The organism is Glycomyces amatae, assembly GCF_020991375.1.
GTDB classification, from domain to species: domain Bacteria; phylum Actinomycetota; class Actinomycetes; order Mycobacteriales; family Micromonosporaceae; genus Glycomyces; species Glycomyces amatae.
This window is the reverse complement of record NZ_JAJLQZ010000002.1, coordinates 18,188-33,966: the sequence shown is the minus strand read 5'-3', so window position 1 is coordinate 33,966 and position 15,779 is coordinate 18,188. Positions and strand designations below refer to the sequence as shown.

12 protein-coding genes and 1 pseudogene are annotated in these 15,779 nt (G+C 73.8%); 4 read left to right on the top strand and 9 right to left on the bottom strand.

What is annotated here, in order from left to right:
- Window positions 1-19: 19 nt before the first annotated feature.
- From hutH to hppD, 6 genes are all read right to left on the bottom strand, one after another.
- Window positions 20-1,558 (bottom strand): histidine ammonia-lyase, encoded by a 1,539-nt coding sequence (gene hutH / locus LO763_RS03045; RefSeq protein WP_230600482.1) that lies wholly within the window; start codon window positions 1,556-1,558, stop codon window positions 20-22.
- Window positions 1,558-2,739, bottom strand: a complete 1,182-nt coding sequence (gene hutI, locus LO763_RS03040) for an imidazolonepropionase (RefSeq protein ID WP_230600481.1) — start codon at window positions 2,737-2,739, stop codon at window positions 1,558-1,560. Before hutI ends, hutH begins: the two co-directional genes overlap by 1 nt.
- 250 nt (window positions 2,740-2,989) lie before the next feature.
- Window positions 2,990-4,285, bottom strand: a complete 1,296-nt coding sequence (locus LO763_RS03035) for a formimidoylglutamate deiminase (RefSeq protein WP_230600480.1) — start codon at window positions 4,283-4,285, stop codon at window positions 2,990-2,992.
- Window positions 4,279-5,502, bottom strand: a complete 1,224-nt coding sequence (locus tag LO763_RS03030; RefSeq protein ID WP_255671719.1) for an allantoate amidohydrolase — start codon at window positions 5,500-5,502, stop codon at window positions 4,279-4,281. Before LO763_RS03030 ends, LO763_RS03035 begins: the two co-directional genes overlap by 7 nt.
- 80 nt (window positions 5,503-5,582) lie before the next feature.
- Window positions 5,583-7,220, bottom strand: coding sequence for a urocanate hydratase (gene hutU / locus LO763_RS03025; RefSeq protein ID WP_230600478.1), 1,638 nt, complete (start codon window positions 7,218-7,220; stop codon window positions 5,583-5,585).
- 11 nt (window positions 7,221-7,231) lie between these two features.
- Window positions 7,232-8,407 carry a 4-hydroxyphenylpyruvate dioxygenase gene (hppD, locus tag LO763_RS03020; RefSeq protein WP_230600477.1) on the bottom strand — a complete coding sequence of 392 codons (1,176 nt, stop codon included), beginning with the start codon at window positions 8,405-8,407 and terminating at the stop codon, window positions 7,232-7,234.
- Between the two features lie 158 nt (window positions 8,408-8,565).
- Here hppD and LO763_RS03015 point away from each other — a divergent pair.
- Window positions 8,566-9,039: pseudogene (locus LO763_RS03015) on the top strand (Lrp/AsnC family transcriptional regulator); the annotation flags it as partial.
- Window positions 9,040-9,048: 9 nt separating this feature from the next.
- Here the strand turns inward: LO763_RS03015 and fahA are convergent.
- Together fahA and LO763_RS03005 are read right to left on the bottom strand one after the other, a co-directional pair.
- The gene (fahA, locus tag LO763_RS03010; RefSeq protein ID WP_230600476.1) at window positions 9,049-10,272 is read right to left on the bottom strand and encodes a fumarylacetoacetase; all 1,224 of its coding nucleotides are present in this window, start codon (window positions 10,270-10,272) and stop codon (window positions 9,049-9,051) included.
- A complete protein-coding gene (locus LO763_RS03005; protein ID WP_230600475.1) occupies window positions 10,269-11,063 on the bottom strand; it encodes a hypothetical protein in 795 nt (264 codons plus the stop codon). The genes fahA and LO763_RS03005 overlap by 4 nt, the downstream gene beginning before the upstream one ends.
- Window positions 11,064-11,243: 180 nt before the next feature.
- Here LO763_RS03005 and LO763_RS03000 point away from each other — a divergent pair, with 180 nt between their 5' ends.
- From LO763_RS03000 to LO763_RS02990, 3 genes are all read left to right on the top strand, one after another.
- On the top strand, window positions 11,244-12,428 hold the full coding sequence (locus tag LO763_RS03000) for a homogentisate 1,2-dioxygenase (protein WP_230600474.1): 1,185 nt from the start codon (window positions 11,244-11,246) through the stop codon (window positions 12,426-12,428).
- Between the two features lie 191 nt (window positions 12,429-12,619).
- On the top strand, window positions 12,620-14,071 hold the full coding sequence (locus LO763_RS02995; RefSeq protein WP_230600473.1) for a hypothetical protein: 1,452 nt from the start codon (window positions 12,620-12,622) through the stop codon (window positions 14,069-14,071).
- Window positions 14,059-15,168 (top strand): ARPP-2 domain-containing protein, encoded by a 1,110-nt coding sequence (locus LO763_RS02990; RefSeq protein WP_230600472.1) that lies wholly within the window; start codon window positions 14,059-14,061, stop codon window positions 15,166-15,168. Before LO763_RS02995 ends, LO763_RS02990 begins: the two co-directional genes overlap by 13 nt.
- On the opposite strand, the gene LO763_RS02985 is transcribed toward LO763_RS02990, so the two are convergent.
- Window positions 15,162-15,692: an NUDIX hydrolase gene (locus LO763_RS02985; protein WP_230600471.1), complete on the bottom strand. Its 531-nt coding sequence runs from the start codon at window positions 15,690-15,692 to the stop codon at window positions 15,162-15,164. The two genes, LO763_RS02990 and LO763_RS02985, sit on opposite strands and share 7 nt — an antisense overlap.
- Window positions 15,693-15,779: the final 87 nt, after the last annotated feature.

The following is a 15,779-nucleotide window of genomic DNA, read 5'->3' as shown; positions in this document are numbered from 1 at the left end:
GTATAGCGTATTCGCTATATCAGGCGAGGGGGCCGACGGCCGCCTCGATCTCGGCCCGCAGGTGCGGGCCCTCGACGAGGGCCTTGACCTGCTCGATCACCGGGGCCAGGAACTGGTCCGGGCCCGGCTTGCCCGCGATCGGGGCCACCGCCGCGATCGCCGCCCGCGCGGCCGGGCTCGGGATGAGCGGCTGCCGCAGCTGCAACCCCTGCACGCCCGCGAGGAGCTCCACCGCCAGCAGCGCCCCGAGGTTGTCGACGATCGTCCGCAGCTTGCAGCCCGCGGCCCAGCCCATCGACACGTGGTCCTCCTGCATCCCCGAGGTCGGGACCGAGTCGACCGACGCCGGGGCCGCCAGCCGCCGGTTCTCGGCCACGATCCCCGCCGCCGTGTACTGCGCGATCATCAGCCCCGAGTTCACCCCCGGGTCGGGGCTGAGGAACGCGGGCAGCCCGCGGGAGCGGGTGACGTCCAGGAGGCGGTCCACGCGGCGCTCGGAGATCGAGCCGACGTCGGCCGCCGCGATCCCCAGGAAGTCGGCCGCGTAGCCGAGCGGGGCGCCGTGGAAGTTCCCGGTGGACTCGACCCTGCCGTCGGGCAGGACCACCGGGTTGTCGACCACCGACAGGAGCTCCCGGGCCGCCACCGCCGCCGCGTGGTCGAGCACGTCCCGCGCCGCGCCCGCCACCTGCGGGGCGCAGCGCATCGAGTACGCGTCCTGCACCGCGTGCGCCGTGTCGTTGCGGTGCGAGTCCATGACCTCGGAGTCCTGGAGCAGCCGGTGGATGTTCGCCGCGCTCTTCGCCTGCCCCGGCTGCGGGCGGATCTCGTGGAGCTCGGGCTGGAACGGGCGGTCCGAGCCCAGCATCGCCTCGTTCGACAGCGCCGCGCACACGTCGGCCATCACCAGCAGGTGCCGCAGGTCCTCCACGGCCAGCAGCAGCATCCCCAGCATCCCGTCGGTGCCGTTGATGAGCGCCAGGCCCTCCTTGGACGACAGCGTGATCGGCGTCAGGCCCGCCCGCTCGAGGACCGGCGCCGCGTCGGTCCGGGTCCCGTCCTCGGCCCGCACCCAGCCCTCGCCGAGCAGCACCATCGCGCAGTGCGCGAGCGGCGCGAGGTCCCCCGAGGCGCCGAGGGAGCCGTGGCGCGGCACCCACGGGGTGACGTCGGCGTTGAGCAGCGCCGCGAGCGCGTCCGCCACCTCGGGGCGGACCCCGGAGCGGCCCATGGCGAGCGAGCGCACGCGCAGCAGCATCATCGCGCGCACGACCTCGACGGGCATCGGGTCGCCGACCCCGGCCGCGTGGGAGCGGATGAGGGCGTGCTGGAGCTCGGCTCGGCGCTCGGGCTCGACGAAGGTGTTGGCGAGGGCCCCGAAACCGGTCGAGACGCCGTAGACGGGGCGCCCTTCGCGCTCGATCGCGTCGACCAGCTCCCGGCTGCGGGCCATGGCCTCCCGGGCCTCGGCGCCGATCACGACGCGGGCCCGGGAGCGGGCGACCGCGAGCACCTCGTCAGGGGAGACCGGGACCGGCTTGATGTGGACGGTGGACATCACTGCTCCTCACTCGGACGCGACACGAGGGGTTCGCCCCGCCTGACGACGTTCCGGACCATCGGGACGCCCGGCCGGTAGGCCAGGTGGACATGGGAGGGGGCGTCGAGCACGACCAGGTCGGCGCTCGCGCCGACGGCGAGGCGGCCGACATCGGTGCGGCGCAGCGCCGCCGCGCCCCCGGCGGTGGCGGCGGTGAGCGCCTCGGCGGGCGTCATGCCCATCTCGCGCACCGCGAGCGCCATGCAGAAGGCCATGCTGCTGGTGTACGAGGAGCCGGGGTTGCAGTCGGTGGCGAGCGCGACGCGCGCGCCCGCGTCGAGGAGCCGCCGCGCGTCCGGGTACGGCGAGCGGGTGGAGAACTCGGCGCCCGGCAGGAGCGTCGCGACGGTGGACCCGGACGCGAGGGCGTCCACGTCGGCGTCGGCCAGGTGCGTGCAGTGGTCGGCCGAGGCCGCGCCGAGCTCGACGGCGAGCCGCACGCCGGGCCCGGCGGTGAGCTGGTTGGCGTGCACCCGGAGCCCGAGCCCGGCCGCGGCGCCCGCGGTGAGGACCGCGCGGGCCTGGTCGCCGTCGAACGCGCCGCGCTCGCAGAACACGTCGATCCACTTCGCGTGGGGCGCGCAGGCGTCGAGCATCTCGCCGCAGACGAGCGCGGTGTACTCGTCCGCGTCGTTCAGGACGCCGTCGGCGCCTGAGGGAACGGTGTGGGCGCCGAGGAACGTGGTCTCGGGCGTGAGCCGGCGGGCGATGCGCAGCGCGCGGGCCTCCTGGGCGGTGTCGAGGCCGTACCCGGACTTGATCTCGACGGTGGTCGTGCCCTGGCGGGCCATCTCGACCAGGCGGGACTCGGCCCCGGCGCGGAGTTCGGCGTCGGTGGCGGCGCGGGTGGCGGCGACGGTGGTGCGGATGCCGCCGCCGGTGTAGGGCTCGCCGGCCATGCGCGCGGCGAACTCGGCGGTGCGGTCCCCCGCGAAGACGATGTGGGTGTGGCTGTCGACGAAGCCGGGGACGACGGCCCGGCCGCCCGCGTCGAGGCGCTCGTCGGCCTCGGGCGCCAGGGACCGGGGGCCGATCCAGGAGATCCGGCCGCCGTCGGCCACGAGCGCGGCGTCGTGGAGGACGCCGAGCTCGGGATCGGCCGTGAAGAGCTCGCCGATGCGGTCGATGAGGAGGCTCATGACGACCACCTGAGGCACGAGACCGGGTGTCGCGGGACGCTGAGCGAACGGAGTTCTTGCAGCGCAACGTATCCGCATCGCCTTGCGTGATGCCGACTCGGGGTCGAGCGCCGGAGACCGGCGGATGCGCGGAACGCCTGCGGCTCACCGCGTCCGGCCTGCTTCATGCGCCTCCTGTTCAAGGCCGGGCACCACCGGGCGCCGCGTGGGCGGCATGCCTGCGCCGCAACACGTCCGCACTGCCTTGTCCTCATGTCCACAGTCCTCCGATCGCGGCGGTCAGCTCGGCGGCCGCGTCGATCGCGGTGTGCCTGCCGTCCTTGACGATGCGGCGTCCGTCCGCGACCACGTCCGTGACGTCGGCGGCCGTCGCGGCGTAGACCACGCCGGACGGGTCGATCCCGGCGGTGCGCGGCGTCGAGAGCGACACGGTCGCGAAGTCGGCGCGGGCGCCGGCCTCGATGGCGCCCGCGTCCCTCCAGCCGAGGCTCCCGTGCGCGGTCATCATCGCCAGCAAGGATTCGACGGCGAAGCGGCCGCGCTCCTCGCTGACGAGCCGCTCGTGCATCTCCACGGCGCGGGCCTCCTCGAACATGTCCACAATGGCGTTGCTGTCGGTGCCGAGGGAGAGCCGCACGCCGACCTCGGCGAGGGCGTGCGCGGGGCCGAGCCCGTCGGCGAGGTCCCGTTCGGTGGTGGGGCACAGGCTCACCGTGGTGCGCGAACCGCGCAGCAGCTCGATGTCGTGGCCCGCCAGGTGGGTCGCGTGGACGGCGGTCAGGTCGGGGCCGAGGAGCCCGCAGCGCTCCAGCAGCTCGGTGGGCGTGCACCCGTGCGCCGCACGGCAGGCCGCGTTCTCGGCCCGCTGCTCCGAGAGGTGCGCGTGGACGGGACGGCCCTCGGTCGAGCAGGCGAACGCGGCGATGGTCTCCTCGGGCACCGCCCGCACCGAGTGCACCGCGCCGCCGATCACCGCGTGCGGCCCCGGGTCCAGCTTCTCGACGCGGCCGAGCCAGGCCTCCAGGGTCCCGTCGCCGAAGCGGCGCTGGGACTCCTCGAGCGGCCGGTCGAAACCGCCCGCGAGGTAGAGGGCGTCGAGGAGGGTGATGCGGATACCGGCGTCGGCGGCGGCCTGGATCAGGGCCTCCCCCATGGCGTTCGGGTCGGCGTACGGGCGCCCGCCGGGCGCGTGGTGGAGGTAGTGGAACTCGCCGACGCAGGTGATCCCGGCGAGGGCCATCTCGGCGTAGACGCCGCGGGCGAGCCGGTAGTAGGCGTCGGGGTCCAGGCGCGCGGCGAGCCGGTACATGCCTTCGCGCCAGGTCCAGAACGTGCCGGTGCCGCCGTGGGTGCGCCCGCGCAGGGCCCGGTGGAACGCGTGGGAGTGGGTGTTCGCGAAGCCCGGCAGGGTGATGCCGCCGAGGATCTCGCCGCGGCGCTCGGCGCCGGGCCTGACGGCGGCGATGCGCCCGTCGGCGACGTCGAGGCCGACCGCCGCGGCCGGGCCGCCGGGCAGCCAGGCGTGCTCGGCCCAGTAGGTCAGCACGCCAGGTCCCGCAGGACCGCGGCGAGGGCCTCGACGCCCGCGGCGCAGTCCTCGTCGGTCGCCGACTCGCGCGGGGCGTGGGAGACGCCGGTGGGGTTGCGCACGAACAGCATCGCGGTGGGCACATGGGCGGCGAGCACGCCCGCGTCGTGGCCCGCCCCGGTGGGGAGGACCGGCGCGCCGCCGAGGAGCGCGGCGATCCGGTCGCGCAGCGCGCCGTCGAACTCGACGATCGGCGTCTCGGACTCGGGGGCGATCGCGAAGCCGGTGCCGTCGCGGCCCGCCCGTTCGGACACTTTGGACTCGAAGCCGCGGAGGATCTCGTCGAGGACCGCCTCGTCGGGGGCGCGGGCGTCGAGCCAGGCGGTGACGCGCGCGGCGATCGCGTTGGTGGCGTTCGGTTCGGCCTCCACCCGGCCCACCGTCGCGAGGCCTCCGGCGAGGCGGGCCTCCTTGCGGGCGGCGAGGACCGCGAACGCGAAGGTGAGCATCGGGTCGCGCCGGTCGGGCAGGCGCGTCGTCCCGGCGTGGTCGGCCTCGCCGGTGAAGTCGAGGCGCCAGCGCCCGTGCGGCCAGATCGCGCTCGCGACGCCGACCGGCGCGTCCTCCTCGTCGAGGTGCCGGCCCTGCTCGATGTGGAGCTCCACGAACGCGGCCGTGCCCGCGAGCCGGTCGGGGTCGGGGCCCAGCAGGTCGGGGTCGGCCCCGGCGGCGCGCATGGCCTCGGCGAGGGTGGTGCCGCCCGGGTCGGTGAGGCGGCGGGCCCGCTCGGGGTCGACGACGCCCGCCATGAGGCGCGAGCCGAGGCAGGGGACGCCGAAGCGGCCGCCCTCTTCCTCGGTGAACGCGGCGACGACGATGGGGCGCTTGGGTTCGGCGCCTTCGGCGCGGAGGCGGTCGACGGCGAGGAAGGCCGAGACGATGCCCAGCGGGCCGTCGTAGGCCCCGCCGTGCGGGACCGAGTCGAAGTGGCTGCCGGTGAGCACGGCCCGGCCGTCGTTCGGCTCCCCGGGCGGCGGCGAGGCGTCCCAGCGGGCGTAGAGGTTGCCGTTGCGGTCGGTCTCCAGCCGCAGGTCGCGCGCCGCGGCCTGGGCGCGGAACCAGTCGCGGCAGGCCAGGTCGGCGTCGCTCCAGGAGAATCGCAGGTAGCCGCCGGTGTCGGCCGGACCGATGTTCGCCAGCTCGTCCCACAGCCGCCTGAAGTCGGCGCCGTCCATGTCGTCCCCGTTCACTCGTCGATCCGCGGGCGGCAGCGCCCCGGTCCCCTCGCCGGGCCGCCCGGGGCGGCCCCTCGTTCTCAGGATTCCCTGACCGGGATGCGGATGCCGTGGGTTTCGGCGATCTCCTCGGCTTCGGCGTACCCGGCGTCGACGTGGCGGACGACGCCCATGGCGGGGTCGTTCGCCAGGACCCGCTCGAGCTTCTCGGCCGCGAGCGGCGTCCCGTCCGCGACGGTGACCTGCCCGGCGTGGATCGAGCGGCCGATGCCGACGCCCCCGCCGTGGTGGATCGAGACCCAGCTGGCGCCCGACGCGGTGTTCACGAGGGCGTTTAGCAGCGGCCAGTCCGCGATCGCGTCCGATCCGTCCTTCATGGACTCGGTCTCGCGGTACGGGCTCGCGACCGAGCCGCAGTCGAGATGGTCGCGGCCGATCACGATGGGGGCCTTCAAGGTCCCATCGGCGACCATCTCGTTGAAGCGGACGCCCGCGCGGTCCCGCTCGCCGTGCCCGAGCCAGCAGATCCGGGCCGGGAGGCCCTGGAAGGCGACCCGGTCGCGGGCGAGGGAGATCCAGCGGTGCAGCGACCGGTTCTCGGGGAAGAGGTCGAGCACCGCCCGGTCGGTGGCCTCGATGTCCGCCGGGTCGCCCGAGAGCGCCGCCCACCTGAAGGGGCCCTTGCCTTCGCAGAACAGGGGCCGGATGTAGGCGGGCACGAAGCCGGGGAAGGCGAAGGCGCGCTCGAAGCCGCCCTCGAGGGCCTCCCCGCGGATCGAGTTGCCGTAGTCGAAGACCTCGGCCCCGGCGTCGAGGAAGCCGACCATGGCCTCCACGTGGCGGGCCATGGACTCGCGGGCACGGTCGGTGTAGGCGCTCGGGTCGGCCTTGGCGGCCTCGGCGGCGTCCCGGTAGTAGACGTCGGCGGGCACATAGGACAGAGGGTCGTGCGCGGAGGTCTGGTCGGTGACGATGTCGACCTCCACGCCGCGGGCGAGGATCTCGGGCAGGACCTCGGCGGCGTTGCCGACCAGGCCGATCGACCTGGCCTCGCCGGAGCGCTTGGCGGCCAGGGCCTGCGCGATCGCGTCGTCCAGGTCGGCCGCCACGGTGTCGAGGTAGCGGGTGCGCAGGCGCCGCTCCAGCCGCTCGGGGTCGACCTCGACGATGAGGCACACCCCGTCGTTCATGGTCACCGCGAGCGGCTGGGCCCCGCCCATGCCGCCGCACCCGGCCGTCAGCGTCAGCGTCCCCCTCAGGGTGCCCTTGAAGCGCTTCGCGGCGACGGCCGCGAACGTCTCGTAGGTGCCCTGGAGGATGCCCTGCGTGCCGATGTAGATCCACGAGCCGGCCGTCATCTGCCCGTACATGGTCAGGCCGAGCGACTCGAGGCGCCGGAACTCGGGCCAGGTGGCCCAGTCGGGCACCAGGTTCGAGTTCGCGATGAGCACGCGCGGGGCCCACTCGTGGGTGCGCATGACGCCGACCGCCCGCCCCGACTGGACGAGCATCGTCTCGTCGGGGGCGAGCGTCTCCAGCGTCCGCAGGATCGCGGCCAGGTCCTCGCGGCTCCGCGCGGCCTTCCCGGTGCCGCCGTAGACGACCAGGTCGTCGGGGCGCTCGGCCACCTCGGGGTCGAGGTTGTTCTGGAGCATCCGGTAGGCCGCCTCGGCCTCCCAGGTGCGGCAGTGCAGGTCGGTGCCGCGTGGTGCTTGCATGGTCCGCTCCGTTACAGGTTGCCGCGCTTGGCCTGCTCCTTCTCCAAGGCCTCGAACAGGGCCTTGAAGTTGCCCTTGCCGAAGCTGAGCGAGCCGTGGCGCTCGATGATCTCGTAGAACACCGTAGGCCGGTCCTGCTGCGGCTTGGTGAAGATCTGGAGCATATAGCCGTCCTCGTCGCGGTCGACCAGGACGCGCCGCTTCTGGAGCTCCTCGATCGGGACGCGGACCTCGCCGATGCGCTCGCGCATCTCGGGGTCCTCGTAGTAGGCGTCGGGGGCCTCCAGGAACTCGACGCCGCGCTCGCGCATCGCGTCGACGGCGGCGAGGATGTCGTTCGTGGCCAGCGCGATGTGCTGGACGCCGGGGCCGCCGTAGAACTCGAGGTACTCGTCGATCTGGGACTTCTTCTTGCCCTCGGCGGGCTCGTTGATCGGGAACTTGATCTTGCGGTTGCCGTTGGCGACGACCTTGCTCATGAGCGCCGAGTACTCGGTGGCGATCGCGTCCTCGACGAACTCGACGATGTTGGTGAAGCCCATGACGCGCTCGTAGTACTGGACCCACTCGCGCATCCGGCCGAGCTCGACGTTGCCGACGATGTGGTCGATCGCCTGGAAGAAGCGCTTCTCCGGCGGCTTCACCATGGGCTCGGCGGCGACGAAGCCGGGCAGGAACGGGCCGGTGTACCTCGACCGGTCGATGAGGACGTTCCGGGTCTCGCCGTAGGTGCCGATCACCGCGCGGCGGATGGTGCCGTGCTCGTCGGTGACGTCGTGCGGCTCCTCGACGGCGATGGCGCCCTGGCCGACCGCGTGCTCGTAGTTCTTGTCCACATCGGGCACTTCGAGGGCGACCTCGATGACGCCGTCGCCGTGGCGGGCGTAGTGCCTCGAGGCCTCGGACTCGGCGGTGACGCCGCCGGCGAGGACGAACGTGACGCCGCCGGACTTGAGGGCGTACTCGGCGTGCTCGCGGTGGCCCTGCTCGGGGCCGCGGTAGGCGAAGAGGGTCATGCCGAAGGCGGTCGAGTAGTAGTGGGCGGCCTGGCGGGCGTTGCCGACGTAGAAGCGGACGTGGTCCCAGCCCTTGATGGGGAAGGCGTCCTCGCGGATGTCGTGCTCGACGGCCCCGACCAGGCCGGGGTCGGCCTCGGGGGTCTCGTTGCGGTGGGCGGTGTCGACCATGACGGCCTCCTCGGGTCGCTGACCAGTGCGGGACCGGCGGGTCTCGCCGGGCCTGTGGCCCCGATCATGGTGCAGATCCGGTTACTGGGCAAGTCGCGCCGTTTTCGATGCGCAACTTGCGCAGAAGTACCAGTGGAACTGGTCGTAGACTGGACGATATGACCAGTCAGACGGGTATCGACGGGCTCGACGCGCGGCTCATCGCGCTGCTGGAGGCCGAGCCGCGCATCGGGGTGCTGGAGTGCTCGCGGCGGCTCGGGGTGGCGCGCGGGACGGTGCAGGCGCGGCTCGACAAGCTGGCGTCGCGGGGGGTGGTGCGGGACTTCGGGCCGCGGGTGGACCCGGCGGCGCTGGGCTACCCGGTGACGGCGTTCGTGACGCTGGAGCTGCGGCAGGCGGTGGGGCACGAGCACATGGCGGGGCGGCTGGCGCGGATCCCGGAGGTGCTGGAGGCGCACACGGTGACGGGGGTGGGCGACATGGTGTGCAGGATCGTGGCGCGCACGAACGCGGAGCTGCAAGGGGTCATCGACCGGGTCCTCGCGAGCGAGGGCGTCGAGCGCGCCACGACGGTAATCGCCCTGGTGGAGCAGATCCCGTACCGGACGCTCCCGCTGGTGGCGCAGGCGTCCGGTACGGACTTACGGCAGGGCCGGCAGGATCGTGCCGGACACCTCCGCGAGGCCGATCGTGCCGCCGTCCGCGCTCCGCGCGGTCGCGGTGATCTGGACGGTGTCGCCGTCCTCGAGGAAGGTGCGCGTCCCGCCCTCGCCGAGGTCGACCGGGTCCCTGCCGCCCCAGGTCAGCTCGATGAAGGACCCGCGCTGGTCGGGCTCGGGCCCCGAGACCGTGCCGGAGGCGTACAGGTCGCCGGTCCGCAGCGAGGCGCCGTTCACCGTCATGTGCGCCAGCATCTGCGCCGGGGTCCAGTACATCCCCGCGTACGGCGGCCGCGAGACCTCGGTCCCGTTCCAGCGCACCGACATCGTCAGGTCGTAGGCGAACCTGTTCGACTCCGCGAGATAGCCGAACGGCACCGGGTCCTGCACCGGTGCGGCGACCTTCGCGTCCGCCAGCGCGTCCAGCGGGGTCACCCAGTGGCCGATCGAGGTCGCGAAGGACTTCCCGAGGAACGGCCCGAGCGGCACGTACTCCCAGGCCTGGATGTCGCGCGCCGACCAGTCGTTGACGAGCACGACGCCGAACACGTGCTCGGCGAAGGCGTCGGGGCTCACCGGCTTCCCCAGCTCAGTGTCGACGCCGACCACGAAGCCGACCTCGGTCTCGATGTCGAGCCGGGCGCTGGGTGCGAACTCGAGCGGCCCGTCCTTGGACTTGCGCTGGCCCCGGGGACGCGTGATCGGCGTGCCTGAGGGCACCACCGTCCCGGCCCGGCCGTGGTAGCCGACCGGCAAGTGCTTCCAGTTGGGCAGCAGTGGGTCCGAGTCGGGCCGGAAGAGGCGGCCGAGGTTGGTCGCGTGCTCCTCGGAGGCGTAGAAGTCCACATAGTCCGCGACGGCGAAGGGCAGGTGCATGCGGACCTTGGACACCGGAGTGAGGAGGGTAGCCGACTGGTCGGCGTGGCGGCGGTCGGCGAGGAGTTCGGTGAGCTGGTGGCGGACCAGGTGCCACGCGAGCGGGCCCATGGCCATGAAGCCGTTCAGGCGCTGCTCGTGGAAGGCGGGCCTGATCCACGGCAGGAAGAACGTGCCGGTGGCGAGCGCGCGGAGGTCGAGCACCTGGTCGCCGATGCGCACGCCGATGCGCGGCGCGGGGTCCTTGGCCGTGGAGAAGACCCCGTACGGGAGGTGGGCGAGGCCGAAGGGCCCGGGGTCGGCGCCGTCGACCCAGCTGGTGGCGGTCATGCGGTGTCCCCTCGCGTCAGGAGTCCGAGTCTCAGGAGGTCGTCGAGCGGCTCGTCGACGCTGCACGAGCCGAAGCCGGTCCACAGGGCGCGCGGGCGGTGCAGCACGCGGCGGGCCCGGGCGGCGAGGTCCTCGGCGTCGGTGGAGGCCAAGGTGGCGGTGAGGTGGTCCGTGTCGGCGCCGTCGGCGGCGTCGGCGGCGGCGACCAGCACGTTCAGGAAGCCGTGATGGTCGAAACCGGTCTCGGGGTCGCGGTGGCGGACGGCCTCGTGGAGGCCGGCGGTGAGCTTGAACCGCAGGCCGCGGTCCCGGCAGCCGCCGATCGCGGCCGCGAGGACCTCGGGCGGGGGGAAGAACTCGGCGGCGAGGCCGCCGGTGCGGAACTTCGGGGTGAACCCGGTGGGCCCGATCGCGTCGAGGGCCTCGTCGCCGAAGGGGATCTCGGCGTAGACGGGCCCGCCCCAGGCGGGCGCGGCCGCGGCGAGGCGGTCGAGCGGGTGGCGCGACTCGTAGTGGGCGACGGCGACGCCGGGGCCGAGGGCGGCGACGTCCTCGGGGACGCGTTCGAGGTCGCCGTCGACGACGACGCCGATGCGCAGCTCGCCGCGGCCCGCGGGGAGGTCGCCGAGGCGGGTCTGCGGGACGAGGAACGGGCCGATCATGGGCTCGTACCAGGACTGGCGGTGCCCGCGGTGGGCGGGGACGGCCGTGTCGAAGGGCGCGTTTCCTGGTGGGAAGAGCGCCGCGTCGTCGATCAGGTCCCGCAGCATGGCGGGGATGGGTCCGGACATGCCCAGAGCCTAGGTGAGGCCGGCGGCCCGGGTCCAGGGGTCCGCGCAGCCGGTGCGCGAATCGGGCCGGGCGTGCGCGGAGTGGTCGAGATCGAACGGCGGGACGGTTATCCTCGGGGCATAGCCACCGTGCCGGCGGCCACACCCTCGGCCGCCGCGCGAACCGACGAAGGAGTCGACGTGCCGTTCTACCGTTCGCTCGGGCAGATCCCCGACAAGCGACACACGCAGTTCCGCCAGGCCGACGGAAGCCTCTACCACGAGGAGCTGATGGGGCAGGAGGGCTTCTCCTCGGACTCCTCGCTGCTCTACCACCGGTTCCGGCCCACGGCGATCAGCTCCAGCACCGAGCACCGGCCCGAGCGGGCCGAGCCGGCGCCGAACCACCCGCTCAAGCCGCGGCACTTCCGCACCCACAAGCTGGACGCCGCGGGCGACGCGGTCCTCGGGCGCGAGCACCTGCTGTCCAATGCGGACGTGCGGATCTCCTACTCAGTCGCCGACCGGCCGTCGCCGCTGTACCGCAACGCGATCGGCGACGAGTGCCTCTACGTCGAATCGGGGAGCGCCCGCGTCGAGACGACCTTCGGGGCCCTCGACATCGGCCAGGGCGACTACCTGATCATGCCGATGTCGACGATCTACCGGATCGTGCCCACCGGGGACGAGCCGCTGCGGACCCTCGCCATCGAGTCGACCGGGCACATCACCCCCGCGAAGCGGTACCTGTCGGTGCGCGGCCAGTTCCTGGAGCACGCGCCGTACTGCGAGCGGGACCTGCGCGGCCCGGAGGAGACGCTCCAGGTCGATGGCGAGGACGTGGACGTGTACGTCCAGCACCGCGGCCGCGGCGGCTCGACGCTGTGGACGAAGTTCACGTACGCGCACCACCCGTTCGACGTGGTCGGCTGGGACGGGTGCCTGTACCCGTGGGTGTTCTCGATCCACGACTTCGAGCCGATCACCGGGCGCATCCACCAGCCGCCGCCCGCGCACCAGGTCTTCCAGGGCCCGAACTTCGTCATCTGCAACTTCGTGCCGCGCAAGGTGGACTACCACCCGGACGCGATCCCGGTGCCGTACAACCACCACAACGTCGACTCCGACGAGGTGATGTTCTACTGCGGCGGGAACTACGAGGCCCGCCGGGGCTCGGGGATCGAGCAGGGCTCGATCTCGCTGCACCCGTCGGGGTTCACGCACGGCCCGCAGCCGGGTGCGCCGGAGCGCTCGATCGGCGCCGAGTTCTTCGACGAGCTGGCGGTCATGGTCGACACGTTCCGGCCCTTGGAGCTGTGCGAACCGGCCCTGGACGTGGAGGACACGAACTACGCCTGGACCTGGAACAGGGACCCGGGCCTGTAGCCTCCGGCGACGGGGCCGCCCGGGGGCGGTCCCGTTTTCCGTTCGCGCGCATGGCCACGGACCGCTACATTGGACGGGCCGGCCGCGGGACTCAGGTGCGATTACCGGATTCGTTTTGTGAGCGTTCTTTCGCCATCGCGCCGCCCGCTCCCCGGTCGGCACCCCCGCTCCCCCGACTCTTGAAGGCCCCCATGGAATCCGTCGCCGACCTCGTCGCCGCCGAGGACGTGCTGCTGTTCGTGAACGCCGCCGTCGCCGCCACCGGGCAGGACGAGTTCCACACGGGCAGGGCGCGCCAGGAGTGGTCGGTGGACTTCCTCCACGAGTACATGCTCGTGAACTACCGGGACCTGTACGCGGCGGCGCTCGCGCTCGGGATCAACGACCGCAACAAGGCGCAGATCGTCCTGCGGCTGCTGCGGACCGGCGCCGACGCGGCCCCCGCGCAGCGGCGGACCGAGGGCCGCCTGATCCGGCGCGCGCTCCGCGACCTGCCGGCCTCGCGCGTGTACCGGCTGTTCACGGCCTTGCAGAAGGCGAAGGTCAACAACCGGCGCACGCGCGCGGTCATGCGCGAGTGGCTGTCGGCCCGCCCGGACCTCGGCTTCGAGGCCGTCAAGTACCGCGGCGCGTTCAAGCGCGCGGCCGTCCACGCCCACCTCGACCTCGACCGGCTCCCCGGGGACGCCGGTGAGGAACTGGCGGCGTTCCTGTTCGCGCCCATGAAGGCCGGCCGCTACCGGACGCCGCTGTTCGAGACCTGGCGCCGCGCCCACCACGAGCGCGCCGCGGTCTTCGCGCTGCCGTACACCGTCGCCGAGGGCTTCGCGGCCGCGCACCGCATCCCGCGGAGCGCCTTCCTGGAGCAGATCGCGCCGCGGCTCACCCGGAACGAGCGCCTGCGGCTCCAGCGCAGCGGCGGCGCGGCGGTCGCGCTCGACGCGGCCGCGCTCGGGCGGATGCCGCTGACCCGCCTCGCCGCCTACGTGCTCGCGATCCCCGAAGAGGAGCGTGAAGCGCGCCGCGGGGAGCTGACCGGGGCGCTGCGGGCGGCGGCCCGGAAGGCCGCCGGGGACCGGGCGGGGACCTGGGGCGCCGTCGCCGCCGTCCTCGACGACTCCTACTCGTCGAGCGGGTCGGGCGAGAAGCGCCGCCGCCCGCTCGCCGTGGCGCTCGCCGCGCATTTCCTGCTCGAGGCCCTCGCGGGCGAGTACCGGCCGCTGTGGCTGTCGGGCGGCGAGGACGCGCTGCTCGCGAAGCCCCGCGGCGTCACCGCGCTCGGCGAGCGGATCCTCGACGCCCTCGAGGGCGCTCCCGCCGTGCTCGTGGTCGTCTCGGACGGCTGGGACAACGCCCCCGCCGGGCTCGCCGCCGAGGTGCTGCGGGTGTGGACCACCCGCCTCGACCCGGGGCGGCGCACCGCGATCGTGCACCTGAACCCGGTGTTCGACGCGGACGGCATCGGCGTGCGCCGCCTCGCCCCGAGCGTCCCCACCGCGGGCGTCCGCGACGCCGAGGACCTGCCCGAGCTCGTGGCGTTCGCGCGCTTCGGCGACGGCCGGGCCGGCATCGAGGAGCTGCGGGCGGCCGTCGACGCCCGCGTCGAGCGGTGGCTCGCCGAGGAGGAGCCATGGGGCGCTTGACGTTCGCGGGCCTGGAGACCCGCCCGGGCCAGGTCTGGGGCGGCGTGCGGCTCGTGCCGCTCGTGCGGGAGGCGCCCGTCGAGGGCCTGCGCATGCACCCCGGAGCCCTCCCCGAGGCCGAGCGGGGCCGGGGCGACTGCTGGTACGTGCCGCACGGCCTCACCGCCGAGTGGACCGGGGACGGCTCCGGCGTGCCCGAGTTCGGGACCGCGCTGCGGATGCGCGCCTCCACCGTGCGCGGGTCGCGGCGGCCGAAGTCCGGGTTCGGGGAGCGGCGCACCCGCGTGCGGTTCCTGCCGCGCCGCAGCGCCCTGGAGGCCTACCTGCCGCTCGCCTTCCAGGCCCCGGTCGTCGCGTGGCCGGAGTGGTCCCGGCGGGCGTTCACGCGGCTGCCGCCGCAACCGGACCGCGCCTACCGCGGGAGCCTCGTCGACGGCCTCGCGGACGCGTTGCGGGTCTTCGAGATCCACCCCGGCCAGTGCGGCGTGCTCGTGTACGTCGCCGACGCCCTCGCCGGGGTGCTCGTCACGCCCTGCCCCGACGACTACCGGGCCCTGCACCCGACGCTGATCGAGGACGCCTACGGCGAGCTGATCTGGCGCTACGCGATGCTGCACGCCTCGGTGCCCGAGTTCGCGCCCCGGCTCGACGCGTCCGCCGTGGCGTCGCTCGCCGACCTGCGGGCCCAGGTCGACGCGGCCCGGCGCGGGTGGGCCGAGTTCCACGGCGGCACCCTCGCCGCCGGCCTGCTCGACTCCGAGTACCACTTCACCGAGACCTACGCGATGGCCGGCTTCCGGGTGGTGCGGTACCGCCCCGCGTTCGCGGCCGGCGGTGAAGCCCATGTGGGCGAGGCGATCCTCGACGCGCGGGACCGCCCGGCGTTCCTCCAGTCGTTCCGCCTCTCCGAGACCCAGGTCCGCCGGGCGCGGCTCCTGGAGGTCCTCGCCGCGCGCGAGTGGCGGCTCGACGCGGCCGCGGACGCGCTCGGCCTGGGCGTGCCGGCGTTCGTCGCGCTGCTGCGCAACTCCGATCTGGACTGGATGCTCCGCCGCGACGTCGCCGACCACCACCTGGCCGTGCACCGGGGTCAGTAGGACGCGAGGCGCTCCACGAGGTCCGCGTTGTCGAGGTCCCCGGCGGGGCGCCACGCGGCGGCGTGGACCTCCTCGGTCCGCGGCCGCAGCCCGCCCCTGGTGCACCGGAACAGGTACCGCACGTCGTAGTGGTCGTGCGCGCCCTCGCCCCGGCTCGGATTGGCCGGTATCGGGTGCACGTCGACGTGGATGGGCGCCGGCTCCGCCAGTTCGAGCCCGTCCGGGTCGAGGCCGGTCTCCTCCACCGCCTCGCGGAGCGCCGCCGCCGGGAGCGATTCGTCCCCGGGTTCGAGGTGGCCGCCGGGCTGGAACCACCGGTCGTAGAGGCGGTGGTGAATGAGCAGGACCGCGCCGGACTCGTCGAGCACGATCGCCGAGGCCGTCACGTGCCCGGGCGTCGTCGAGCGGTCGAAGCCGGCCTCGGAGTCGAGGGCGAGGAGCGGGCGGACCTCGTCCGCGGACTCGGGCCAGCGGTCGAGGTAGGCGTGGAGCTGGTCGCGCAGGTGGGCGATGGTGATGGGCACCGGCATATTCTGCCAGCGCGGGCCGAGGGGCGGTCCGCTGCGGGTCGCTCGGTTCGCCGATTTATATAAGTAGTGTATATACTTGTT